Annotated in this window: 22 protein-coding genes and 1 pseudogene; 12 read left to right on the top strand and 11 right to left on the bottom strand. The window is 61.8% G+C overall.

Features of this window, described 5'->3' with window-relative positions; genetic code table 11:
• Window positions 1–55: 55 nt before the first annotated feature.
• The 11 genes and pseudogenes from panF to PG887_RS05775 all read right to left on the bottom strand — a co-directional run bounded on the left by panF (window position 56) and on the right by PG887_RS05775 (window position 10,105).
• A complete protein-coding gene (panF, locus tag PG887_RS05820) occupies window positions 56–1,513 on the bottom strand; it encodes a sodium/pantothenate symporter (protein WP_270821325.1) in 1,458 nt (485 codons plus the stop codon).
• Window positions 1,503–1,751, bottom strand: a complete 249-nt coding sequence (locus PG887_RS05815) for a YhdT family protein (RefSeq protein WP_039040309.1) — start codon at window positions 1,749–1,751, stop codon at window positions 1,503–1,505. Before PG887_RS05815 ends, panF begins: the two co-directional genes overlap by 11 nt.
• Window positions 1,752–2,020: 269 nt before the next feature.
• Window positions 2,021–3,361, bottom strand: coding sequence for an acetyl-CoA carboxylase biotin carboxylase subunit (gene accC, locus PG887_RS05810; protein WP_010675406.1), 1,341 nt, complete (start codon window positions 3,359–3,361; stop codon window positions 2,021–2,023).
• A 15-nt stretch (window positions 3,362–3,376) separates the two neighbouring features.
• Window positions 3,377–3,838 (bottom strand): acetyl-CoA carboxylase biotin carboxyl carrier protein, encoded by a 462-nt coding sequence (gene accB / locus PG887_RS05805; protein ID WP_010675405.1) that lies wholly within the window; start codon window positions 3,836–3,838, stop codon window positions 3,377–3,379.
• A gap of 36 nt (window positions 3,839–3,874) precedes the next feature.
• Window positions 3,875–4,324, bottom strand: coding sequence for a type II 3-dehydroquinate dehydratase (gene aroQ, locus PG887_RS05800; RefSeq protein WP_039040307.1), 450 nt, complete (start codon window positions 4,322–4,324; stop codon window positions 3,875–3,877).
• Window positions 4,325–4,607: 283 nt separating this feature from the next.
• Window positions 4,608–6,554: an acetate--CoA ligase gene (gene acs, locus PG887_RS05795; protein WP_048207056.1), complete on the bottom strand. Its 1,947-nt coding sequence runs from the start codon at window positions 6,552–6,554 to the stop codon at window positions 4,608–4,610.
• 175 nt (window positions 6,555–6,729) lie between these two features.
• A pseudogene (locus tag PG887_RS05790) lies at window positions 6,730–8,036 on the bottom strand (putative bifunctional diguanylate cyclase/phosphodiesterase); the annotation flags it as partial.
• Between the two features lie 33 nt (window positions 8,037–8,069).
• Entirely contained in the window at window positions 8,070–8,516 is a 447-nt protein-coding gene (locus tag PG887_RS22715) for a PAS domain-containing protein (RefSeq protein WP_442866333.1), read from the bottom strand.
• A 106-nt stretch (window positions 8,517–8,622) separates the two neighbouring features.
• Entirely contained in the window at window positions 8,623–8,991 is a 369-nt protein-coding gene (locus PG887_RS05785; protein ID WP_045525778.1) for a hypothetical protein, read from the bottom strand.
• Window positions 8,992–8,998: 7 nt separating this feature from the next.
• Window positions 8,999–9,667, bottom strand: coding sequence for a molecular chaperone TorD (gene torD / locus PG887_RS05780; RefSeq protein WP_109112682.1), 669 nt, complete (start codon window positions 9,665–9,667; stop codon window positions 8,999–9,001).
• Between the two features lie 150 nt (window positions 9,668–9,817).
• The gene (locus PG887_RS05775; protein ID WP_069652090.1) at window positions 9,818–10,105 is read right to left on the bottom strand and encodes a hypothetical protein; all 288 of its coding nucleotides are present in this window, start codon (window positions 10,103–10,105) and stop codon (window positions 9,818–9,820) included.
• A gap of 341 nt (window positions 10,106–10,446) precedes the next feature.
• On the opposite strand from PG887_RS05775, the gene glyA reads away from it, so the two are divergent.
• The 12 genes from glyA (at window position 10,447) to PG887_RS05715 (ending at window position 22,670) form a co-directional block, all read left to right on the top strand.
• The gene (gene glyA, locus PG887_RS05770) at window positions 10,447–11,700 is read left to right on the top strand and encodes a serine hydroxymethyltransferase (protein ID WP_010675397.1); all 1,254 of its coding nucleotides are present in this window, start codon (window positions 10,447–10,449) and stop codon (window positions 11,698–11,700) included.
• Window positions 11,701–11,787: 87 nt separating this feature from the next.
• Window positions 11,788–12,222, top strand: coding sequence for a hypothetical protein (locus PG887_RS05765; protein WP_270821337.1), 435 nt, complete (start codon window positions 11,788–11,790; stop codon window positions 12,220–12,222).
• Window positions 12,223–12,356: 134 nt separating this feature from the next.
• Complete coding sequence (gene nrdR / locus PG887_RS05760) at window positions 12,357–12,806, top strand: transcriptional regulator NrdR (RefSeq protein WP_010675395.1); 450 nt, start codon at window positions 12,357–12,359, stop codon at window positions 12,804–12,806.
• Window positions 12,807–13,083: 277 nt separating this feature from the next.
• Window positions 13,084–14,193: a bifunctional diaminohydroxyphosphoribosylaminopyrimidine deaminase/5-amino-6-(5-phosphoribosylamino)uracil reductase RibD gene (gene ribD / locus PG887_RS05755; protein WP_039040300.1), complete on the top strand. Its 1,110-nt coding sequence runs from the start codon at window positions 13,084–13,086 to the stop codon at window positions 14,191–14,193.
• 55 nt (window positions 14,194–14,248) lie between these two features.
• Window positions 14,249–14,902 carry a riboflavin synthase gene (locus PG887_RS05750; RefSeq protein WP_270821324.1) on the top strand — a complete coding sequence of 218 codons (654 nt, stop codon included), beginning with the start codon at window positions 14,249–14,251 and terminating at the stop codon, window positions 14,900–14,902.
• 137 nt (window positions 14,903–15,039) lie between these two features.
• Window positions 15,040–16,149, top strand: coding sequence for a bifunctional 3,4-dihydroxy-2-butanone-4-phosphate synthase/GTP cyclohydrolase II (gene ribBA / locus PG887_RS05745; protein ID WP_039040299.1), 1,110 nt, complete (start codon window positions 15,040–15,042; stop codon window positions 16,147–16,149).
• 133 nt (window positions 16,150–16,282) lie between these two features.
• On the top strand, window positions 16,283–16,753 hold the full coding sequence (ribH, locus tag PG887_RS05740) for a 6,7-dimethyl-8-ribityllumazine synthase (protein WP_010675391.1): 471 nt from the start codon (window positions 16,283–16,285) through the stop codon (window positions 16,751–16,753).
• A gap of 14 nt (window positions 16,754–16,767) precedes the next feature.
• On the top strand, window positions 16,768–17,181 hold the full coding sequence (nusB, locus tag PG887_RS05735) for a transcription antitermination factor NusB (RefSeq protein ID WP_010675390.1): 414 nt from the start codon (window positions 16,768–16,770) through the stop codon (window positions 17,179–17,181).
• 57 nt (window positions 17,182–17,238) lie between these two features.
• Entirely contained in the window at window positions 17,239–18,198 is a 960-nt protein-coding gene (gene thiL / locus PG887_RS05730) for a thiamine-phosphate kinase (protein ID WP_039040298.1), read from the top strand.
• Window positions 18,195–18,683, top strand: a complete 489-nt coding sequence (locus PG887_RS05725; protein WP_043153244.1) for a phosphatidylglycerophosphatase A family protein — start codon at window positions 18,195–18,197, stop codon at window positions 18,681–18,683. The genes thiL and PG887_RS05725 overlap by 4 nt, the downstream gene beginning before the upstream one ends.
• A gap of 647 nt (window positions 18,684–19,330) precedes the next feature.
• A complete protein-coding gene (locus PG887_RS05720) occupies window positions 19,331–21,055 on the top strand; it encodes a dipeptide ABC transporter ATP-binding protein (RefSeq protein ID WP_010675387.1) in 1,725 nt (574 codons plus the stop codon).
• A 58-nt stretch (window positions 21,056–21,113) separates the two neighbouring features.
• Window positions 21,114–22,670 (top strand): ABC transporter substrate-binding protein, encoded by a 1,557-nt coding sequence (locus PG887_RS05715; RefSeq protein ID WP_010675386.1) that lies wholly within the window; start codon window positions 21,114–21,116, stop codon window positions 22,668–22,670.
• Window positions 22,671–22,765 lie beyond the last annotated feature (95 nt).

Genomic DNA, 22,765 nt, shown 5'->3' with positions numbered 1-22,765 from the left:
TTACCCGTGAGCCCCCATTTGGGAATAGGCGAGCCTTCCTTTATTGATCCTTTTCTTAATTTTGATCAAACAATCGACGGACACGCTGATCCGGGGCAGGAGTGAGCAGGCTGACCAGGACAAAGGCCGCCAGGCCAAGGGCCAGGCTCGGGACGATGGCGTGCAGACCGGCCAGCTTGATCCCCCACTGGCTCAAGGTGCTGTAACAGAGGATGCCGCAGACCATGCTGGCCAGGGCTCCCGGGCCGTTGGCCCTGGACCAGTAGAGGCCGAGCACCAGGGGCCAGAGGAAGACCGCCTGCAGGCCGCCGAAGGCGAGCAGGTTGAGCCAGATGATCATCTCGGGGGGCTGGAGCGCCGCCAGCAGTACCAGGGTACCCAGGATCAGGGTGCAGAGCAGGGAGAGGCGCGGCACCCGGACCTCCAGCTTCTCCTGCTTGGGGTTGAGGTAATTGAGGTAGAGATCTTTCACCAGGGTGGCGGAGGCCTGGATCAGCTGGGAGTCGATGGTGGACATGATGGCCGCCATGGGGGCCGCCAGGAAGACCCCGGCCAGCCAGGGGGGGAGCACCTCCATCATCAGGGAGGGCATGATCTTGTCCGGGCTGTCCATGCCGGGCAGGATGGCGCGGCCCAGCGCCCCGGCCAGGTGCATGCCGAACATCAGCAGGGCGCAGACGATGGTGCCGATGAGGATGCCCCGGTGCAACGCCTTGCTGTCCCGGTAGCCAAAGCAGCGCAGCGCCGAGTGGGGCAAGCCCACCACCCCGATGCAGACCAGCACCCAGAAGCTCAGCATGAAGGGTTGGGTCAGCATGTCGCCGGCCCCCTGGGGGCTCACCAGCTTGGGATCTATCTCCTTGAGCTGGTGGACAAGATTCGGCAACCCGTCACCGGCGATGAGGATGCCCGCCAGCAGGGCGCCAGTGCCGATGAGCATGACGATGCCCTGCAGGGCATCCGTCATCACCACGGCGCGAAAGCCGCCGATCACCGTGTAGAGCAGCACGCAACTGGCAAACAGGAAGAGCCCCTGCTGATAGCTGAGGCCGGTCGCCGTTTCCAGCAGGCGGGCGCCGCCGATGAACTGCACCACCATGGTGGCGATGAAGGCGAGGATGATGGTGACCGAGCCCAGCACGACCACCGCCCTGCTCTGGTAGCGGGCCCACAGCATGTCGTTGATGGTCACCGCGTTGACCCGGCGGGCGATGATGGCGAACTTCTTGCCAAGCACCCCCAGGGTGAGCCAGACGGTGGGTAGCTGGATCATCGCCAGCAATACCCAGCCGAGGCCGACCTTGTAGGCGGCACCCGGCCCGCCGATGAAGGACGATGCAGAGGTATAAGTGGCCACCAGGGTCATGGCGAGCACCAGCCCCCCCATGCTGCGGTTGCCGATGAAGTACTCCTGCATGAAGTTGCCGCCGGTCCGGTGGCGACTGGCCCAGAAACCGACCCCCAGTACCAGCACCAGGTAGATGCAGAGCGGCAGCATCAGCTCAAGATTCATGGGGTGGTACCTCGCTATCCAGGGGAATATCGACGAACAGGCGATCCACCATGAGGGCGCAGAGGCCGATGAACAGCAGGGGCATCAGGATGCAACTGAGCAGGAACCAGAGGGGCAGGTCCCACAGCTCGAGATCCTCGGGGATGAAATAAGCCGAGCCATACCAGGCGACAAAGTAGAGCAGGGTCAGCAGCAGGCAGAAGGCTGCTTCCCGACGGGCGAGTGCGAAACGGTTCACTGTGGCCTCCGACGAGTGAGCGGGGCGCAAGAATAACAAAAAAGGGCCATGTCGCCATGGCCCTTTTTTACGTTGGTGATCCGGGTGGATCGCGCAATATCCCGATCAAAGGGGTCTTTGCAGACCCGACTTCTTGTGCAGGTGGTGGCTGTTCTGTGCTGCCACCGTGCTCAATGGATCGGGCCTCAAGCTATTGCAGACCCGACTTCTTGTGCAGGTAGTGGCTGTTCTGTGTTGCCACCGTGCTCAATGGGCCGGGCCTCAAGCCATTACAGACCCAACTTCTTGTGCAGGTAGTGGATGTTAGTGCCACCGTGCTGGAAGTTTTCGTCCTTCATGATCTCTTTTTGCAGGGCGATGTTGGTCTTGATCCCTTCCACCACCAGCTCGTCGAGGGAGTGACGCATGCGGGCGATGGCCACGTCGCGGTTCTCCCCGTAGCAGATCAGCTTGCCGATCATGGAGTCGTAGTAGGGGGGGACTTTGTAACCCGCATAGATGTGGGATTCCCAGCGTACGCCCAGGCCGCCCGGCGCGTGGAAGCGCTGGATGAGACCGGGAGAGGGCAGGAAGGTGGCCGGATCTTCGGCATTGATCCGGCACTCGATGGCGTGGCCACGGATGCGGATGTCCTGCTGGGTGATCGACAGGGGCTGACCGGCGGCAATGCGCAGCTGCTCCTTGATGAGGTCGACGCCGGTGACCATCTCGGTGACCGGATGCTCCACCTGGATACGGGTGTTCATCTCGATGAAATAGAACTCGCCGTTCTCGTACAGGAACTCGAAGGTACCCGCACCGCGGTAGCCGATCTCGAGACAGGCGCGCACGCAGCGCTCACCGATGAACTTGCGCATCTCGTCGGTGATGCCGGGGGCCGGCGCCTCTTCCACGACCTTCTGGTGACGGCGCTGCATGGAGCAGTCCCGCTCACCCAGATAGAGGGCGGTACCCTGACCGTCAGCCAGCACCTGGATCTCGATGTGGCGCGGGTTCTCCAGGTACTTCTCCATGTAGACCATGTCGTTCTTGAAGAACTGGCCCGCTTCGGATTTGGTCAGCGCGATGGCGGAGGCCAGCTCGGCCTCGTTGCGCACCACGCGCATGCCGCGACCACCACCGCCACCGGCGGCCTTGATGATCACCGGATACCCGATCCGCTTGGCGATGGCGGCGTTGCGCTTGGCATCGTTGTCCACCGGGCCGTCGGAGCCGGGTACGCAGGGCACGCCCGCCTTCTTCATCGCCTCGATGGCGGAGACCTTGTCACCCATCAGGCGAATGGTCTCGGCGCGCGGACCGATGAAGATGAAGCCGGATTTCTCGACCACTTCGGCGAAGTCGGCATTCTCGGAGAGGAAGCCGTAGCCCGGGTGGATGGCGACGGCACCGGTCACCTCGGCGGCGGCGATGATGGCCGGCACATTGAGGTAGGACTCACCGCTGGCAGGTTTGCCGATGCAGATGGTTTCGTCCGCCAGAAGCACATGCTTGAGCTCCCGATCGGCAGTGGAGTGAACGGCCACTGTCTTGATCCCGAGCTCTTTGCAGGCGCGCAGGATCCGCAGGGCAATTTCACCGCGGTTGGCGATGACTACTTTGTCCAACATGGGTGGCATTTTCCCTTATTCGATGATGAACAGCGGCTCGTCAAACTCGACGGCCTGACCATTTTCAACCAGGATCGCTTTGATCACGCCGGCCTTGTCAGACTCGATTTGGTTCATCATTTTCATGGCTTCGACGATGCACAGGGTGTCGCCGACATTGACGTGCTGACCGACTTCCACGAACGGCTTGGCTTCCGGGCTGGAGGAGCGGTAGAAGGAGCCCACCATGGGGGAGCGCATCAGATGACCGCTCGGGGCGGCATCGGCAGCAGGCGCAGCGGCTGCTGCCGGAGCAGCGGCAACCGGTGCGGCAACCTGAGCTGCGGCCTGGGGCATGATCATCTGCGGGGCAACGCTAACCTGGCCGGAGAAATTACGGCTGATGCGAACGGACTCTTCCCCTTCGGAGATTTCCAGCTCGGCGATGCCGGACTCTTCAACCAGTTCAATCAGCTTCTTGATTTTGCGGATATCCATTAGCATTCTCTTTCTTCTTTATCTGATCAGTGATTATCAAGCCGCGCGCAACTGATGCACGGCCGCGGTTAAAGCGAATTGGTAACCATCGGCACCCAACCCGCAGATCACCCCCTTGGCGACATCAGACAGATAGGAGTGATGACGGAAGGGCTCCCTGGCATGAACGTTTGACAGGTGAACCTCGATAAAGGGGATGGCCACACCCAGCAGGGCATCGCGCAGGGCAACGCTGGTATGGGTGAAGGCGGCGGGATTGATGATGATGAAATCCACCTGGCCCATGGCCTGATGGATGCGGCCGATCAGCTCGTGCTCGGCATTGGATTGCAGATGTTCCAGGGTGACACCGAGTTCGCTGGCGCTGCGCGTCAGATCGGCGACGATCTCATCGAGCGTCTTGCTGCCGTAGATTCCCGGCTCCCGCTTGCCCAGCAGATTCAGATTGGGGCCGTTAAGCAGGAGGATTCGGTGATGTTGCGACATATTGAGTACATCCTCGATGATTATGCTGCTATCTATCAGCTATCTTTGGACTACCAAAAATCTAGCCAATTTTTGCACAAATCGGTGTGCCCTGACACACAGATTTCGCAATTATATTGATTTCGTGAAAATTAGCAGCATTTTACTGGTCTAATCTCTACATCTGGCTATTTATTGGCCTGGTTTGCCCGCAAGCCCTGCCTGCCTCCGAACTCTGCCCTGTCCGGATCCCGAAGACAACAAAGCCGGCACGTGGCCGGCTCTGTTGACGTGGGGAAGAGACTCACGCCGCTTCCGACTTCTCGCGGATCAGCTTGTCCACGACCCCCGGATCCGCCAGGGTGGAGATATCCCCCAGGCTGTCGGTTTCGCCGGTGGCGATCTTGCGCAATATGCGCCGCATGATCTTGCCGGAACGGGTCTTGGGCAGCCCCTCGGCCCAGTGGATCACGTCCGGGGTCGCGATGGCGCCAATCTCCTTGCGCACCCACTCCTTCACTTCCTTGTGCAGCTCGCGGCTCGGCTCTTCCCCGGCGATCAGGGTGACATAGGCGTAAATGCCCTGTCCCTTGATCTCGTGGGGAACACCCACCACCGCCGCTTCGGCGATCTTCGGATGGGCCACCAGAGCGGACTCGATTTCGGCGGTGCCCATGCGGTGGCCGGAGACGTTGAGTACATCATCCACCCGGCCGGTGATCCAGTAGTAGCCGTCCTCGTCGCGACGGGCACCGTCGCCGGTGAAGTAGCGACCCGGGAAGGTGGAGAAGTAGGTCTGCTCGAAGCGCTCGTGATCGCCGAACACGGTACGCATCTGGCCGGGCCAGGAGTCGGTGATCACCAGGTTGCCCTCGGTGGCGCCTTCCAGCGGTTCACCCAGGTTGTCCACCAGAGCAGGCTGTACTCCGAAGAAGGGACGGGTGGCCGAGCCGGGCTTGAGGGCGGTGACGCCGGGCAGCGGAGTGATGAGGATGCCGCCGGTCTCGGTCTGCCACCAGGTGTCGACGATGGGGCAGCGCTCGTCGCCGATGGTGCGGTAGTACCACTCCCAGGCTTCCGGGTTGATGGGTTCACCCACCGACCCCATGATGCGCAGGCTGGTGCGGGAAGTGCCTTCGACAGCCTCCTTGCCCTTGGCCATCAGTGCACGAATGGCGGTGGGGGCGGTATAGAGGATGGTGACCTGATGTTTGTCCACCACCTGACTCATGCGGTTGGTGGCCGGGTAATTGGGCACCCCTTCGAACATGACGGTGGTGGCGCCGTTGGCCAGCGGCCCGTAGACCAGATAGGAGTGACCGGTGACCCAGCCCACGTCGGCGGTACACCAGTAGATGTCCTCTTCGTGGTAATCGAACACGTATTTGAAGGTGAGGGCGGCATAGACCAGATAGCCGCCCGTGGTGTGCAGCACACCCTTGGGTTTGCCGGTGGAGCCGGAGGTGTAGAGCACGAACAGGGGATCTTCGGCGCCCATGGCTTCGGGCGGACAATCCGGGCTGGCGGCGTTGACCGCATCATGCCACCAGATGTCTCTGTGATCGTGCCAGGCCACGTTGCCACCGGTGCGCTTGAGGACGATCACCTTGCTGACCTTGGTATCCGGGTGGGTAAGGGCCTCATCCACGTTCTTCTTGAGGGGGATGGGGCGACCGCCTCGCAACCCCTCATCGGCGGTGATGACGACGGAGGCGCCGGAGTCGATGATGCGGCCCGAGAGCGCCTCCGGCGAGAAGCCGCCGAAGACGATGCTGTGCACGGCCCCGATGCGGGTACAGGCCAGCATGGCGATGGCCGCCTCCGGCACCATGGGCATATAAAGGCAGACCATGTGGCCACGCTTGACCCCCTGGGCTTTGAGCACGTTGGCAAACTTGCACACTTCGGCGTGCAGTTCGCGATAGGTGATCTTGCGATCTTCAGCCGGGTTGTCCCCTTCCCAGATGATGGCGACCTTGTCGCCGCGCTCGCTCAGATGACGATCCAGGCAGTTGGCCGAGACGTTGAGCAGACCATCCTCATACCACTTGATGGAGACGTGGCCCGGATCGTAGGAGGTGTTCTTGACGCGGGTGTAGGGGGTCATCCAGTCGAGGATCTTGCCCTGCTCCCCCCAGAAGGCGTCCGGATCCTGCACCGACGCCTGATACATGGCTTCATAACCTTCCTTGTCCAGCAGGGCGCCGTTGCCGATGTGGGCCTTGACCGGGTAGACCTTGCTCTCGCTCATCTCTCACTCCTGTGAATACATTTTCTTAATGATTGAGTAACAACTTATACCTTTGGTTCCCGAGGGCAATTAGACTTTTGGATAGCGACGAAGATAGCGGGCGGGAAGCCATGATGATGAAGCAGAAGGGAGCCATGGGCTCCCTTCTTTGCTTGCGTGGTGGCGCGGCCAAGGCTCAATGGCGGAGGGGGAGCAGGGGAGGCAGGCTGGGTTCTGGCAGGGGATGGCTGAACAGGTAGCCCTGTCCCTCTTCGCAACGCAGGGATTGCAGGAACTGGCGCTGGGGCTGGGTTTCTATCCCTTCCGCCGTGACGGCCATGCCGAGGGAGCTGGCCAGCTGGACTATGGTACGGCACAGCTCGCGGCTGTGCTTGTCGTCGGGCAACGCCTAGACGAAGGCCCTGTCTATCTTGATGCGATCGATGGGCAGGCTCCTGAGCAGGCTCAGGGAGGAGAAACCGGTGCCGAAGTCGTCGATGGCGATCTGCACCCCCAGCGCCTTGAGACGGATGAAGAGCCGCAGACTGTGATCCACGCTCTGGATGATGCTCTCGGTCACCTCGATCTCCAGCCGTTCGGCAGGAAAACCGGTCTCGGCCAGAATGGCTGTCACCCGCTCCACGTAGTCGTGGGAGCGCATCTCCCTGACCGACACATTGACCGAGAGCCGGGGCACGGCGAGCCCTTCGGCCAGCCACTGCTGCCCTTGCCGGCAGGCGGTACGCATCACCCATTCGCCCAGTGGTTCGATGAGACCGCACCCCTCTGCCACCGGAATGAAACGGTCCGGGGATATCATGCCAAGGCTGGGATGCTGCCAGCGGATCAGGGCCTCCAGGCCGCTGAGATTACCATCCGCCGATCCGTCATGGGTTGGTAGAGCAGGCGAAACTGTTGCTGCTCAATGGCCTTGAGCAGTCCCTGCTCCAGCAGCATCCGCTCCCTGGTCTGTGCCGTCATGTCGGGGGAGTGGAACAGATAGCCGTTGCGGTCACGGCGCTTGGCTTCATGCATGGCGTTGTCCGCCGCGCTGATGAGGCTGTCCGGGGTCTGGCCATGCTCCGGATAGAGGGAGACGCCGATGCTGGCGGAGAGCCTCACCCGCTCCTGGCCGATGTCGGCGGGATCGTGCAGCCTGCGTTGCAACCCCTCGATGAGACCCAGCAGATCCTGGGTCTCCCTGATGGCGGGCAGCAACACCAGAAATTCGTCTGCCCCCAGCCGGATGGCGATGTCTCCAGGGCGCAGGCAGTGGCGAATGCGGTCTGCCGACAGCTTGAGCAGCAGATCGCCGGCACTGTGCCCCAGGTTGTCGTTGATGAGCTTGAAGCCGTCGAGATCGATGAACAGCAGCGCCAGGACGTGGTGGTTCACCCTGGCCGTCTCTATCTCCAGGGTGAGGCGCTCTTGCAGCAGATGGCGATTGCCGAGATCGGTGAGGGGATCGTAATAGGAGAGGTGCTGCAAGCGGGCTTCGGCCTGATAGAGACGCAGTGCATGGCGGTGGGTCATCTCCTACAGGCCGGGTGACGCGGGTGCGTCGAGGTGGGGGCCTGTCTGCGCGGATTCCCTCATCACGAGGAAGATGCCGCTGAAGGAGCCGTCCTCATCCAGCACGGAGCTGATGCTCACTTGCCAGCGTGCCGGGGAGGCCGCGCGGGAGAGACCGACCATTTCCACCTCAAATGTGCATCGGGGGGGACCTTGCCGCAGTTGCTGAAACAGCGGGAGCAGCTGGGGAGTCTGGGCAGGGACAATGTCGAACAGCGTCTTGCCCGGGTGCTCTGCCCGCGCGAGGCCGGTCAGTTCGGCAAAGCGTCCGTTGACGTCGCGACACCTGAATTCGTGATCGAAGACCCCAATCCCGAAGGGCGCCTGGGCGAACAGCTGTTGCAACTCGTGGGGAGAGAGCGGGCCTGACAAATGCCGTGTCGGAACCGATTCGGGTAGCACTTTTTCCATGGAGGCTCCTGAATTGATTGCTTTGTCATTTGGACGACTGTGTCAGTATGGCAGGAAGTGTCAGGAGAGAAAGAAAGTGTGAGAAGGGTGTGAAATCAACGAGATGTCAGCCTTTCTGGCGGCCAAACGCCTGGATCCCGCGAACAAATACCAGCCAGCCCACCAGATGAAACGGCAACGCCATGGCGTAGAGCACCAGCCAGTGGCTCTCGGTGCCGCTGCTGTTGATGAAATCTGTCCAGGCGGCGAGCAGGGCCAGCATGCCCGCTATCTGGAAGCGGCGACGCAGCACCACTTCTACCCCGAGATTGGCGAGGTAGAGGGTCAGCAGGATGCCGGCAAAGCCGGTGAGCTGGGCGGTGCCGTAGAGCGCGCGGTCCGGGTTGAACAGCAGCGTCACGAGGGGAGTGAGACCCTGATCCAGCGGGATCAGGGCCAGCAGCCAGCATGCGATAAGAAGCAGGGCTGTCTTCATGCCGGGCTCAGTCGGCGGACGGTGCCGGTTTGACCAGGGAGAGGTAGTTGGCGTCCATCTTGAGGAACACCCCCAGCAGGCGGGCACTGGCACCGTAGAAGCCAAACTTGTCGGCGGCCCGGCAGGCCTGCTCGAAGCGCTCGAACCAGCCCAGCAGGTGGCCGTGCAGCAGGGACTCCTGCTCGCCAAGCCACGCCTCGCGCTGGTCGGCGGTGGTCGACTCGACGGCGCGAATGATGAGGCTGCCCATCAGATCTAGCTCGATGGCCAGATGATCGGCAGGCTCATTGTATTTGTCGCTGACGTTGATGCCGAGGCGATCGAGGCGTGCCTGCATCTCGGTCATAGGGGCCTGCATCAGCTGCTTGCCTTCGCCCCGGTAGAGGGATTCGTAGGGCAGGGCACCCTGCCCGGGAGCGCTCAGGAACAGGCCTGCGAAGTCGGCGGCCAGGGCCGTCTGGCGCTCGGGGCGCACCAGCAGGCGGGCGATGGCATCGTTGAGCTCGGCCACGGCTTCGCGCATGGGGTCGAGAGTAGAGAGGCTCTTCAAGAAGCTGCGCACGTCATAAGTGTCGTATTCAGCGATCTGTGCATCACTGAGTTCGGCAGCAAACAGGGTGGAAAACCACCAGTAAAGCTCGGCCCGGCGTTCGCTGGTCGCCATGAATTCCTGCATTTTTCCTCCGTGGATGACAATCGGGAGCCTTGATGGCCCCCGATTCTAACGACTTTAAAAATAAAGGAAACTCATGGGGCCTTTTGGCCGGATAGCGCCAGGAGAGGGGGTCGCATTCGCGGGATGACCGTGGGCGACGAGGAGGCCGACTTACTCCTCGACGCGATAGAGCACCTGCTTGCAACGGGGGCAGATGTGCTGGCGGCGGTAATCCATCTGGTGCACCAGGCCGACTTCCCGCTGCTGATGATGACCGCAATGGATGCAGAAAATGAGATCCCCGTCGGCGGCGCCGGGGTGGGCCGCCAGGTACTGCTCCCGGGTGGGAAGTGTCTCCCAGTTGGCGGTGCAGGCACCCTTACGGCTGCCGGTGTAGTAGACCCAGTAGAAGAGAGCGAAGACCGCGACAATCACGAACAGCATCAGATGATCCATCATGGCGTTTCCCCTTGTGTTCCGGGATGGCAGGGAGCGACACCCGCTCGTGCAGATGTCCCATGGCCTAAAGATGTTATCTGTTAGTAAATGCTATATCCATGATCTGGCTCTGGTTTCTATCGCTTTGCCCGGGAAGCGGGGACGATGGCTGGAGCCGGATTGCTGGTGTGGGGAGGCCGGGGGGATGAGCGAAGCCAGGGGGCGGGATTCGAAATTTGCGACGTATTTTACATTTTATAAACAATTTTTTGGGTGGTTGGACTGTCTCTTTGATCCAGCTCACGTTACAATGCGCGGGCCCACTTCACCTATCGCGCAAACGATTTTCAGGAGATAAACGGATGTTGAAACGTGACATGACCATCGCCGGCTATGATCCAGAGCTGTGGCAGGCCATCACAGACGAGACCCGTCGTCAGGAAGAGCACATCGAGCTGATTGCGTCCGAGAACTACACCAGCCCCCGCGTCATGGAAGCCCAGGGCTCCCAGTTGACCAACAAGTACGCTGAAGGCTACCCGGCCAAGCGTTACTACGGCGGTTGCGAGTATGTGGATGTGGTTGAAACCCTGGCCATCGAGCGCGCCAAAGAGCTGTTCGGCGCCACCTACGCCAACGTGCAGCCGCACTCCGGCTCCCAGGCCAACAGCGCCGTCTACATGGCCCTGCTGCAACCGGGCGACACCGTGCTCGGCATGAACCTGGCCCACGGCGGTCACCTGACCCACGGCTCCCCCGTCAACTTCTCCGGCAAGCTGTACAACATCATCCCCTACGGCATCGACGAGTCCGGCAAGATCGACTACGACGAGATGGAGCGCCTGGCCGTTGAGCACAAGCCGAAGATGATGATCGGCGGCTTCTCCGCCTACTCCGGCATCGTCGACTGGGCCCGCATGCGCGAGATCGCCGACAAGATCGGTGCTTACCTGTTCGTGGACATGGCCCACGTAGCCGGTCTGATTGCCGCCGGCGTCTACCCGAACCCGGTGCCCCACGCTCACGTGGTCACCTCCACCACCCACAAGACCCTGGCCGGTCCGCGCGGTGGTCTGATCCTCTCCGCCGCCGACGACGAAGATCTGTACAAGAAGCTGAACTCCGCCGTCTTCCCGGGTGGTCAGGGCGGCCCGCTGATGCACGTCATCGCCGGCAAGGCCGTGGCCTTCAAGGAAGCGCTGGAGCCCGAGTTCAAGACCTACCAGGCCCAGGTCGTGAAGAACGCCAAGGCCATGGCGGCGACCTTTATCGAGCGCGGCTACAAGATCGTCTCCGGCGGTACCGACAACCATCTGATGCTGGTTGACCTGATCGGTCGCGAGCTGACCGGCAAAGATGCCGACGCAGCCCTCGGCAAGGCCAACATCACCGTCAACAAGAACTCCGTACCGAACGACCCGCGTTCCCCGTTCGTGACCTCCGGCGTGCGTATCGGCACCCCGGCCATCACCCGCCGCGGCTTCAAGGAAGCCGAGTCCATCCAGTTGGCCAACTGGATCTGCGACGTGCTGGACAGCCACGACAACGAAGAAGTGCTGGCGACCGTGCGCGAGAAGGTGCTGGACATCTGCCGCCGCTTCCCGGTCTACGCATAATCAGCCTGACCTTCAGGTTGAAGACCAATGCCACCCTCGGGTGGCATTGTTTTTTGCAGCGTCTGGCAAGATGAGACAGAGGTGACCATGTGCGATGACATGGAAGAGGACGTGCTGGAGGCGTCACTGCGGCAGGCGGTTCGCGCCCAGTACCACTTTCGCGCCAGCGAACAGGGGCTGCTGGCCTGGGATGTGCGCCGCTTGATCCGGCTGAGCCGCAACCTGCCGGTGCAGGCGGTGGCACTCGGCGAGATTGCCGAGCTTGACCGCGACCACTGGTACGGCCATGGCGACGCCACGCCCACGGTGCGCAGCGTGGTGGCGCATTGCCAGCTCATGATGGCGGCGGATCTCGCCTATCCCATCCTGCTGGACAGCGCCGGCCGGGTGATGGATGGCATGCACCGGGTGGGCAAGGCGCTGATGCTGGGCCACAGCCATGTGGCTGCTCGCCGGTTCGCGGCGGATCCTGCCCCCGATTACCAGGATTGCGACCCCGAGGCGTTGCCCTATGACGACTGAGTCCTGCCCGAAGGCCTGGCAGGTTGTCCCTTGTTTTCATGGGCTTTTACCGGCTCTGGATGGCCGTGTTACACTGGCCGGCCTAGCGCCAGCCCCCGGGGCCCGCGCCCATTTTCATCCACGCCGGAGGTCAGATGCATTGCCCTTTCTGTAGTGCCGTTGATACCAAGGTGATCGATTCCCGTCTGGTGGCCGAGGGCCATCAGGTGCGCCGCCGTCGCGAATGCCTGCTCTGTCACGAGCGTTTTACTACCTTCGAAATGGCCGAACTGGTCATGCCCCGCGTCATCAAGTCCAACGGCTCCCGCGAGCCCTTCAACGAAGACAAACTGCGGGCCGGCATTCTGCGGGCGCTGGAGAAGCGGCCGGTGAGCATGGAGGCCATCGAGAAGGCGGTCAACCACATCAAGTCCCGCCTGCGGGCCACCGGCGAGCGTGAAGTCGCCTCCCAATTGGTGGGCAATCTGGTGATGGATGAGCTCAAGAGCCTGGACAAGGTGGCCTACATCCGCTTTGCCTCCGTCTACCGCAGCTTTGAAGACATTCGCGAATTCGGGGAAGAGATCGCCAAGCTGGAGAAGTAACGTCGGCCTGTCGCTCCCTATGTGAATAAGAGAGGGGCTGCCGTTGCGGCAGCGCCAGTTGTTACACCAGTGAGACATCCAGATAGCGCATCGTTGCACTGGTGAAAAAGTATGAGGGCGTGCGGCCGCATCCTGCGATGTGTGTGCCCGTCGCCATGGCGTCAGATGCCATGGCCGATCTGCCCGAGAAGGCGTGCTGCAAGCGCGTACACCCTATTTTCTTGTCCCATCGGATGGCCGTGCCACTGGGGACAGGTTGCTGGACACAGGAGCCCGGATGTTTAGTCAAGACGATTACCAATGGATGAGCCGGGCCCTCGAACTGGCCCGGCGCGGCCGTTACACCACGGCTCCCAACCCCTGCGTCGGCGCCGTGCTGGTGAAGGCCGGCGTGGTGGTGGGGGAGGGCTGGCACAAGCGGGCCGGTGAGCCCCATGCCGAGGTCTATGCCCTGCACGCGGCAGGGGAAGAGGCCCGCGGTGCCACCGCCTATGTGACCCTGGAGCCCTGCTCCCATCATGGTCGCACGCCCCCCTGCGCCGAGGCGCTCATCAAGGCCGGGGTGACCCGGGTGGTGGCTGCCATGGTGGATCCCAATCCCCAGGTGGGCGGGCGCGGCCTGCGGATGCTCTCCGAGGCGGGGATCAAGACCGATTTCGGCCTGCTGGCCGCAGAAGCCGAGGCCCTCAATCCCGGTTTCTTCAAGCGGATGCGCACCGCGTTTCCGCTGGTGACGGTCAAGCTGGGGGCGAGCCTGGATGGTCGCACCGCCATGGCGAGTGGCGAGAGCCAGTGGATCACCTCTCCGGAGGCGCGCCGGGACGTGCAGCGGCTGCGGGCCCGTCACGATGCAGTCCTCTCCAGCGCCGAAACCGTGCTGGCGGATGGCGCCTCCCTCACCGTGCGCTGGGACGAGCTGCCTCCCTCGGTCAAGGCGGTCTATCCCAAAGAGACCCTGCGCCAGCCACTTCGGGTCATCGTGGATTCGCAAAACCGGCTCACCCCGGATCTGCCCCTGTTCCAGAGCGAGAGCCCGGTACTGCTGGCCCGCCACAAGGCATCCGGTGAGTGGCCCGCCTGGGTGCAGCAGCTGGAGGTGCCGCTGCTGGATGGCAAGCTGGATCTGGTCAGCCTCTTCATGCTGCTGGCCAAACAGAACGTCAACTCGGTACTGGTGGAGGCGGGGCCGCGGCTGTGCGGCGCCCTGCTGGAGAAGGGGCTGGTGGACGAGCTGGTGCTCTATCAGGCGCCCAAACTGATGGGGGATGAGGGGCGCGGCCTGTTCCATCTGCCGGGGCTGACCCGGCTGTTCCAGGCCCCTAAACTCAACCTCAAGGATGTGCGCATGCTTGGCCAGGATATTCGCATCACTGCGAAAATAGCCTGATTTTTCAATGTTCACGGGGGCATCCATCTCCCCCGTCATCAGCAAGGTGATCTGCATGTTTACCGGAATTATCGAAGCGGTGGGAACCCTGGCCGAGCTGCGTCGCCAGGGGGAGGACATGGCCCTCACCGTGCACGCGCCGACCCTGGACTTCAGTGACGTCAAGCTGGGCGACTCCATCGCCACCAACGGCGTCTGTCTCACCGTGGTGGCGCTCGGGGATCACAGCTATACCGCCGACGTCTCCCTGGAAACCCTCTCCCGCACCGGTTTTTCTGCCGCCAAGGTGGGGGATCCGGTCAACCTCGAAAAGGCGTTGATGCCCACTTCCCGCCTCGGCGGCCACCTGGTCTCCGGCCACGTGGACGGCATCGGCGAGGTGAAGAGCAAATCGTCCAGCGGCCGCGCCATCGAATACTGGATCAAGGCGCCGGGGGAGCTCTCCCGCTACATCGCCGAGAAGGGCTCCATTGCAGTGGATGGAATCAGCCTCACCGTCAATGCGGTTCAGGGGGATCTGTTCCGGCTGACCATCGTGCCCCACACCGCCCAGGAGACCACCATCGCCCGCTGGAAACCCGGCTACCGGGTCAACCTCGAGGTGGACCAGATAGCCCGCTATCTGGAGCGGCTGATGACGGGCAAGCTCGAGGAGAGCAGTGCCTCTACCCTGACCCTGGAGAAGCTGGCCCAGTCCGGATTCTTGTGAGCCGTTTTGACGGGAAAACGCGGTTCTGTGATCCCGCGCGGATTGAAACGGGGCCGCGTGCCCCCATCTAGAGCACAATACGCAGTATCAAGTCGAGCCGACTGGCTCAATCCCCAAGCATGTTGATGGAGTAGCCCATGGCGCTGAGCACGACCCAGGAAATCATTGCCGATATCAAGGCTGGCAAGATGGTAATCCTGATGGATGACGAAGACAGGGAGAACGAAGGGGACCTGATCATGGCCGCCTCCTGTGTCCGCCCGGAAGACATCAACTTCATGGCGCGCTACGGTCGTGGCCTCATCTGCCTGACCCTGACCCGGGATCGCTGCAAGCAGCTGGCGCTGCCGCTGATGGTCGATCGCAACAATGCCCAGTTCTCCACCGCCTTCACCGTCTCCATCGAGGCGGCGGAAGGGGTGACCACTGGCATCTCCGCCGCCGACCGCGCCGTCACCGTGCAGGCCGCGGTGGCGCCCCATGCCAAGGCCGCCGATCTGGTGCAGCCCGGCCACATCTTCCCGCTGATGGCGCAGGATGGCGGTGTGCTGACCCGCGCCGGCCACACCGAAGCGGGCTGCGATCTGGCCCGGCTGGCCGGCTTCGAGCCAGCCTCCGTCATCGTCGAGATCCTCAACGAAGACGGCACCATGGCCCGGCGCCCGGATCTCGAGATCTTCGCCGAGCAGCACGGCATCAAGCTCGGCACCATTGCCGACCTTATCGAATACCGCAACCAGCACGAGACCACCGTAGAGAAGGTGGCCGAGTGCAAGTTGCCCACCGAATACGGCGAGTTCGACCTCGTCACCTTCCGCGACACCATCGACAACCAGGTGCACTTCGCCCTGAAGAAAGGGGACGTGAAGGCCGACCAGCCGACCCTGGTACGGGTGCACCTGCACGACGTGCTGAGCGATCTGCTGCTCACCGACCGCCACAGCGCTCGCAGCTGGCCGCTGCCCAAATCCATGGCCCGCATCGCCGACGAGGGCGGGGTGCTGGTGATCCTGGGGGCGGAAGCCCATGGCGCCGAGCTGCTGGCCAGGGTCAAGGGTTTTGAAGCCGCCGACAAGGGGCTGGCACCGGAAGGGGCCAAGTGGCAGGGCACCTCGCGCCGGGTCGGCGTCGGCTCCCAGATCCTCAAGGCGCTGGGGGTCGGCAAGATGCGCCTGTTGAGCTCCCCCAAGAAGTACCATGCCCTCGGTGGCTTTGGTCTGGAAGTGGTGGAGTACGTCGGCGAGTAAGCGCTGCGTATGGTTGAATTCATCACCATGGCCGCCCGTTGCGGCCATGGTTTTTTGTCGCGGCTCTGTTGTGCTAGAATGCGTGCACTTTTGAGCCCGGCCCCTAATTGATTGCACAGAGACAGGATTTCCAATGAAGATTATCGAAGGAAATATCGCCGCTCCCGAGGCGCGTGTTGCTATTGTCGTTGCCCGTTTCAACAGCTTCATCAATGACAGCCTGGTGAACGGCGCGCTGGACGTGCTGAAGCGTCAAGGTCAGGTCCAGGAGAGCAATCTGACCCTGGTGCGCGTACCGGGGGCCGTCGAAATTCCCCTGGCGGCCAAGAAGCTGGCCAAGAGCGGTCAATACGACGCCATCGTCGCACTCGGCACCGTCATCCGCGGCGGTACCTACCACTTCGAACTGGTAGCGAGCGAGAACGGCAAGGGTCTGGCCCAGGTAATGATGGAATACGACATTCCCGTTGCCTTCGGCGTGCTGACCACCGAAAACATTGAACAAGCCATCGAACGCGCCGGTACCAAGGCGGGTAACAAGGGTGCAGAGGCTGCACTGAGCGCGCTCGAAATGATCAACGTCCTGAAACAACTGGACGTGTAACGAGGAGAAATGCATTGAAACCGTCCGAGCGCCGTAAGGCCCGCCATTGCGCCACCCAGGCCATCTACCAGTGGCAGATGACCCAGGCCAACGTGGGCGACATCGAAGAGCAGTTCAAGATCGATCAGGACACCAAGGGTGTGGACCTGAACTATTTCCGCGATCTGCTGTTCGGGGTAGCGGTCCACTGCAACGAGCTGGACAAGGTGTTCGCGCCTTTCCTCTCCCGTCCGCTGGAAGAAGTGGACATGGTGGACAAGGCGATCCTGCGTCTGGCGACCTACGAGCTGACCCGTCGTGAAGATGTGCCGCCGCGCGTGGTGATCAACGAAGCGATCGAGCTGGCCAAAGCCTTCGCCGCCGATGACAGCCACAAGTTTGTCAACGGCGTCCTGGACAAGGTGATCAAGACGCTGCCCAAGCGCTGATCCTGCTGTCCGTCAGCAATTAAGAGAGGAGCCAGCTTATTGCTGGCTTTTTACTGTATGGGTGAATTTGAGCTGATTGAGAAGTACTTCAAGGTCCCCCACGCCCGCAAGGACGTGGTGATGGGCCCTGGAGATGACTGTGCCCTGCTGACCCTGCCCCCCGACGCCCAGTTGGCGGTGAGCACGGACACCCTGGTGAGCGGCGTGCACTTCTTCCCCGACATGGATCCGGTGGATCTCGGCTACAAGGCGCTGGCGGTCAATCTCTCCGATCTGGCCGCCATGGGTGCCGAGCCGCGCTGGGTCTCCCTGGCCCTGACCCTGCCCGCCATCAACGAGCGCTGGGTCGCCGGTTTCGCCGAAGGGTTCCTCGAGCTCGCCGAGTACTACAACGTGGCGCTGGTGGGGGGAGACATGACCCGCGGGCCCCTCTCCATCACCGTCTCGGTGAAAGGATCGGTCCCGGCAGGTCGCGCCCTGATGCGCAGCGGCGCCAAGGCCGGTGACGGGGTCTACGTGACCGGTACCCTGGGAGATGCCGCCCTGGCGCTCTCCCACCTGCTGGGCAAGCGCACCCTCAACGAGAACCAGCTGGCGGCCGTGCTGCCGCGCCTCGACCATCCCCATCCCCGCATCCTGGCCGGTCAGGCCCTGCGCGGGCTGGCCAGCAGCGCCCTGGATCTCTCCGACGGCCTGGCGTCCGATCTTGGCCACATCCTCAAGGCGTCCGGCGTGCGGGCCCAGATCGATCTCAATCTGCTGCCCCTCTCCCCCGTGTTGCAGGATGCGGTGCCGGCCATGGATGCCTGGCAGCTGGCCCTGGCCGGGGGCGACGACTACGAGCTCTGCTTCACCGTGCCCCAGGAGCATCACGGTGCCCTGGACACGGCGCTGGCCAATTGTGGCGTGAAGTTCACCCGCATCGGTCGCATCCTGGCCGGGGAGCCTGGCATCGACTACCTGCAGGACGAACAACCCGTCGAACTGCACCTCAAGGGCTGGGATCACTTCGCATGATGTCTTTCAAGATAAAGCCCGAACTGACGCGGCTGAACCTTAAAAACCCGCTCCACTTCCTTGCGGTGGGCTTTGGCTCCGGCCTCTCCCCCAAGGCGCCGGGCACCATGGGGACCCTGGCAGCCATCCCGCTCTATCTCTTGGTGAGCGGGCTGCCGACCTCCTGGTTCATCGTCCTGCTGGTGGTGGGTTTCGTGGCGGGCATCCGCATCTGCCAGAGCGCCACCGACGCCATCGGGATGCCGGATCACGGGGCTATCGTCTGGGACGAGGTCATCGGATTCGGGGTCACCATGATTGCGGCCCCGGCCGGCTGGGAGTGGGTGCTGGCGGGTTTCGTGCTGTTTCGCCTATTCGACGTGCTCAAGCCCTGGCCCATCTCCTGGTTCGATCGCCGCATTCACGGCGGGCTTGGCATCATGCTGGACGATCTCATCGCCGGCCTGTTTGCCCTGGCCTGCATGCAACTGCTTGCCCACTGGTGAGGGGAGGTGGCTCCCGAACGCCCGTCTCGTTGTTTTTTCACTCATCTCCTCTTGCAAAGAGGTCGGATATACCGCACACGCAGGCCCTGAGGGGCCTGCGTTTTTTTGTATGCAATCCCTCCCGGCTTGCCGTGCCGGCGGGCCTGTGGCCCAGGTTGATCCTTCTGCATTGTCCCTATTTAGCTCTGCCTATTTTTCCTTACTCCAGATATGCTGCCGTCAAAAAATCATTTCACATAAATATTCACTACTCATTCGAAGCTGGTCAGCATAATGCTGATAGTGAATAAGATGGTTTGTTGCTATTTTGTTGAAACATAATTGGTTGATGGTCTCGCATTGCCAGCGTAATCTCTGGTAATGTGACTTTTATCGACATTTTAACCCCAGGGTGTCGGCATTCTCTGGGCAAAGTATTGCGAAATTGTATAACTGGATCATTTACACCCGCGGGCAAACCGACTAACTTACTCGCGGGTTATTCCAAAAAAATGCAAAAAACCCGCCCGGATCGCTGGTTTGGCTGCCTCATGGATTGAGCGTTAATTACACAACAACGGCTCTCGAGCAGTACCAAGGCACAACCAGCATCTGCGGCTGATTTACGGACGAATTATTTGGGACGGATGTCCCCCGCAGAGGTAACCATGTCCTTGCTTGAAGTCAAAAACTTGCGGATCGAGTACCCCTCCCGCTACGGGGTGCTTGCCGCGGTCAAGGATCTCTCTTTTTCTGTTGAAAAGGGCGAGATCGTCGGCGTCGTCGGTGAGTCCGGCGCTGGCAAATCCACCATCGGCAACGCCGTCATCGATCTGTTGAGCCCGCCCGGTCGCATCGCCCGTGGTGACATCTACCTCAACGGCGAGCTCATCTCCGGCAAGAGCCAGAACGAGATGCGGGCCATTCGTGGCTCGCGCATCGGTTTCATCTTCCAGGATCCCATGACCTCCCTCAACCCGCTGTTCACCGTGGAGCAGCAGCTGGTGGAGACCATCCTCGCCAACACCGACCTGTCCCGCGAGGCGGCCTTTGCCAAGGCCCTCGAGCTGATGGGGGCGGTGGGGATCCCGAACCCGGATGTGCGCATCAAGCAGTATCCTCACCAGTTCTCCGGTGGCATGCGCCAGCGGGTGGTGATCGCCATCGCCCTCTCCGGGGATCCCGAGCTCATCATCGCCGATGAGCCGACCACGGCGCTGGACGTCTCCATCCAGGATCAGATCCTCCAGCTCATCCGCAACCTGTGCAAAGAGCGCCAGGTAGGCTGCATGCTGGTGACCCATGACATGGGGGTGGTCTCCAACGTCACCGACAAGGTGGCGGTGATGTACCGCGGCGATCTGGTGGAGTTCGGCACCACGGAACAGGTGCTGGGCCGCCCCAATCACCCCTATACCCGCAGCCTCATCTCGGCGGTGCCCCGCTCGGATGTGAAGCTGGTGCGCTTCCCTCTGGTCTCCTATATCGAGGATGCCGGTGCGGCGGATACCAGCATCGATCTCAAGACCCACTGGCTCGGCCAGAGTCAGGACGAGCGCACCTATGAAGGCGCACTGCTGCGGGTGGAGAACGTGGATCTGAAGTTCGTCACCAAGGATTCCATCTTCCCGAGCCGCCGCCAGTACGTGCGGGCCTGCAACAACATCAGCTTCGAGATCTTCGAGGGTGAGACCTTCGGTCTGGTGGGGGAGTCGGGCTCCGGCAAATCCACCATCGCCCGTGCCATCACCGGGCTCTATCCGCCCGATACCGGCAAGATTGTCTTCGAGGGGATCGATCTCACCGCCCTGAAAGGGGAGCACGAGCGTCGCCCCCTGCGCCGCCAGATGCAGATGGTGTTCCAGAACCCGTACTCTTCGATGAACCCGCGCATGAAAGTGCGTGACATCATCGCCGAGCCGATCCGCTTCCACCGCCTCGCCGAGAGCGAGCGGCAGATAGAGCAGATCGTCGGGGACCTGCTGGATCACGTGGGCCTGGGCCGCGGCGCCGGGGTCAAGTATCCCCACGAGTTCTCCGGTGGCCAGCGCCAGCGCATCTCCATTGCCCGCGCCCTGGCGACCCGCCCGCGTTTCCTCATCTGCGACGAGCCCACCTCGGCGCTGGATGTCTCGGTGCAGGCCCAGATCCTCAACCTGCTCAAAGACTTGCAACAGGAGCTTGGGCTCACCATGCTGTTCATCAGTCACGATCTGCCGGTCATCCGCCAGATGTGCGACCGCATCGGTGTGATGCAGCACGGTCATCTGGTGGAAGTGGCCGAGACCGAGAAACTGTTCACCAATGCCGAGCATGAGTACAGCCGCAAGCTGATCTCCCTCATGCCGGAATTCAAGGGAATGTCCCGCGAGGGGCTGGAAATCGCAAGCTAGGAAAGCACCGGTTCGCCGGTTTGTCTGTCAATAAAAAGCCAAAAGCATGGAGAAAGACATGAAGAAAGGATTATCCAAGATCGCCATGGCGCTGTTCGCCGCTGGTCTCGCGTTCAACGTTTCTGCTGCCGACATCAAGGTCGCCGTCGCGTCCGACGCCACCTCGCTGGACCCGCAGGAGCAGCTCTCCGGTCAGACCCTGGAGATGTCTCACCTGGTGTTCGACCCCCTGATGCGTTACACCCAGGATCTGCAGTTCGAGCCGCGTCTGGCCGAGAAGTATGAGCGCATCGACGACAAGACCGTCCGTTTCCACCTGCGCAAGGGTGTGAAGTTCCACTCCGGCAACGACTTCACCGCCGATGACGTGGTATGGACCGTCAACCGTCTGAAGGCCTCCCCGGACTTCAAGGCGATCTTCGACCCCATCGCCGAAGCCAAGAAGGTGGATGATTTCACCGTGGATCTCGTCACCGCCAAGCCGTTCCCGCTGGTGCTGCAGACCGTCACCTACATCTTCCCGATGGACTCCAAGTTCTATAGCGGCAAGACAGAGGCGGGCAAGGACAAGGCCGAGATCGTGAAGAACGGTGACTCCTTCGCCTCCACCAATGTCTCCGGTACCGGTCCGTTCAGCGTCAAGTTCCGCGAGCAGGGCGTGAAGCTGGAATACGTGCGCAACGCCAACTACTGGGACAAGGCCTCCAAGGGCAACGTCGAAAACCTGACCGTGGTACCGATCAAGGAAGACGCCACCCGTGTTGCAGCCCTGCTGGGCGGCGACGTGGACATGATCTACCCGGTTGCCCCGAACGATCTGGAGCGCGTGAAGAACGGCAAGGATTCCCAGCTGGTCACCCTGTCCGGTACCCGTGCCATCATCATCGAGCTGAACCAGAACACCAACCCTGCGCTGAAAGACAAGCGCGTGCGTCAGGCGATCAACTACGCCATCAATCAGGTGGGCATCGTCGACAAGATCAACAAGGGCTTCGGTACCCCGGCCGGCCAGCTGAGCCCGAAAGGCTATGCAGGCTACAACGAGGCGCTCAAGCCCCAGTATGATCTGGCCAAGGCCAAGGAGCTGATGAAGGAAGCCGGTTACGAGAAGGGCTTCAAGATGAGCTTCATCTCCCCGGCTGCCCGCTACGTCAACGACGTCAAGATTGCCCAGGCCGTCTCCGCCATGCTGTCCAAGATCAACATCAAGGTGGATCTGAAGACCATGCCGGTGGCCCAGTACTGGCCGGAGTTTGACAAGTGCGCCGCTGACATGCAGCTGATCGGCTGGCACTCCGACACCGAAGACAGTGCGAACTTCTTCGAGTTCCTGACCTTCACCAAGGATGCCAAGACCGGCATGGGTCAGTACAACTGCGGCGGTTATGCCAACGCGGAAGCTGACAAGATGGTGATGGAAGCCAACACCGAGACCGATCCTGCCAAGCGTGCCGCCATCCTGCAGAAGGTGGAAGCCATGCTGATCGACGACGCTGCCTATGTGCCGCTGCACTGGGAAGACCTGGCCTATGGTGCCAAGAAGAACGTCGACATCAAGCCGGTGGTCAACGTGATGAACTTCCCTTATCTGGGTGACCTGGTGGTCAACAAGTAAGCGAAGCGTTTAAGGAAGGACCCGGCGGGGCACCCATGGTTGCCCCGCCATTAACAGAAGCCTGTGCCAAGACACAGGCCACGTAGAAGGACAAG

Source organism: Aeromonas sp. QDB14, from assembly GCF_027707845.1.
In the GTDB taxonomy this organism is placed as follows: Bacteria; Pseudomonadota; Gammaproteobacteria; order Enterobacterales; family Aeromonadaceae; genus Aeromonas; species Aeromonas caviae.
Note: the sequence above shows the minus strand (reverse complement) of the source record. Positions and strands in the feature narration are given on the sequence as shown.

Bases quoted from the DNA above. Each gene is read 5' to 3' on its own strand.
- PG887_RS22715 (WP_442866333.1), bottom strand. From the start codon at position 8,516: ATGGAAAAAGTGCTACCCGAATCGGTTCCGACACGGCATTTGTCAGGC.
- PG887_RS05725 (WP_043153244.1), top strand. From the start codon at position 18,195: ATGATGTCTTTCAAGATAAAGCCCGAACTGACGCGGCTGAACCTTAAA.
- panF (WP_270821325.1), bottom strand. From the start codon at position 1,513: ATGAATCTTGAGCTGATGCTGCCGCTCTGCATCTACCTGGTGCTGGTA.
- PG887_RS05750 (WP_270821324.1), top strand. From the start codon at position 14,249: ATGTTTACCGGAATTATCGAAGCGGTGGGAACCCTGGCCGAGCTGCGT.
- accB (WP_010675405.1), bottom strand. From the start codon at position 3,838: ATGGATATCCGCAAAATCAAGAAGCTGATTGAACTGGTTGAAGAGTCC.
- PG887_RS05785 (WP_045525778.1), bottom strand. From the start codon at position 8,991: ATGAAGACAGCCCTGCTTCTTATCGCATGCTGGCTGCTGGCCCTGATC.
- ribBA (WP_039040299.1), top strand. From the start codon at position 15,040: ATGGCGCTGAGCACGACCCAGGAAATCATTGCCGATATCAAGGCTGGC.
- thiL (WP_039040298.1), top strand. From the start codon at position 17,239: ATGGGTGAATTTGAGCTGATTGAGAAGTACTTCAAGGTCCCCCACGCC.
- PG887_RS05775 (WP_069652090.1), bottom strand. From the start codon at position 10,105: ATGATGGATCATCTGATGCTGTTCGTGATTGTCGCGGTCTTCGCTCTC.
- glyA (WP_010675397.1), top strand. From the start codon at position 10,447: ATGTTGAAACGTGACATGACCATCGCCGGCTATGATCCAGAGCTGTGG.
- aroQ (WP_039040307.1), bottom strand. From the start codon at position 4,324: ATGTCGCAACATCACCGAATCCTCCTGCTTAACGGCCCCAATCTGAAT.
- torD (WP_109112682.1), bottom strand. From the start codon at position 9,667: ATGCAGGAATTCATGGCGACCAGCGAACGCCGGGCCGAGCTTTACTGG.
- acs (WP_048207056.1), bottom strand. From the start codon at position 6,554: ATGAGCGAGAGCAAGGTCTACCCGGTCAAGGCCCACATCGGCAACGGC.
- nrdR (WP_010675395.1), top strand. From the start codon at position 12,357: ATGCATTGCCCTTTCTGTAGTGCCGTTGATACCAAGGTGATCGATTCC.
- PG887_RS05720 (WP_010675387.1), top strand. From the start codon at position 19,331: ATGTCCTTGCTTGAAGTCAAAAACTTGCGGATCGAGTACCCCTCCCGC.
- accC (WP_010675406.1), bottom strand. From the start codon at position 3,361: ATGTTGGACAAAGTAGTCATCGCCAACCGCGGTGAAATTGCCCTGCGG.
- PG887_RS05715 (WP_010675386.1), top strand. From the start codon at position 21,114: ATGAAGAAAGGATTATCCAAGATCGCCATGGCGCTGTTCGCCGCTGGT.
- ribH (WP_010675391.1), top strand. From the start codon at position 16,283: ATGAAGATTATCGAAGGAAATATCGCCGCTCCCGAGGCGCGTGTTGCT.
- ribD (WP_039040300.1), top strand. From the start codon at position 13,084: ATGTTTAGTCAAGACGATTACCAATGGATGAGCCGGGCCCTCGAACTG.
- PG887_RS05765 (WP_270821337.1), top strand. From the start codon at position 11,788: ATGTGCGATGACATGGAAGAGGACGTGCTGGAGGCGTCACTGCGGCAG.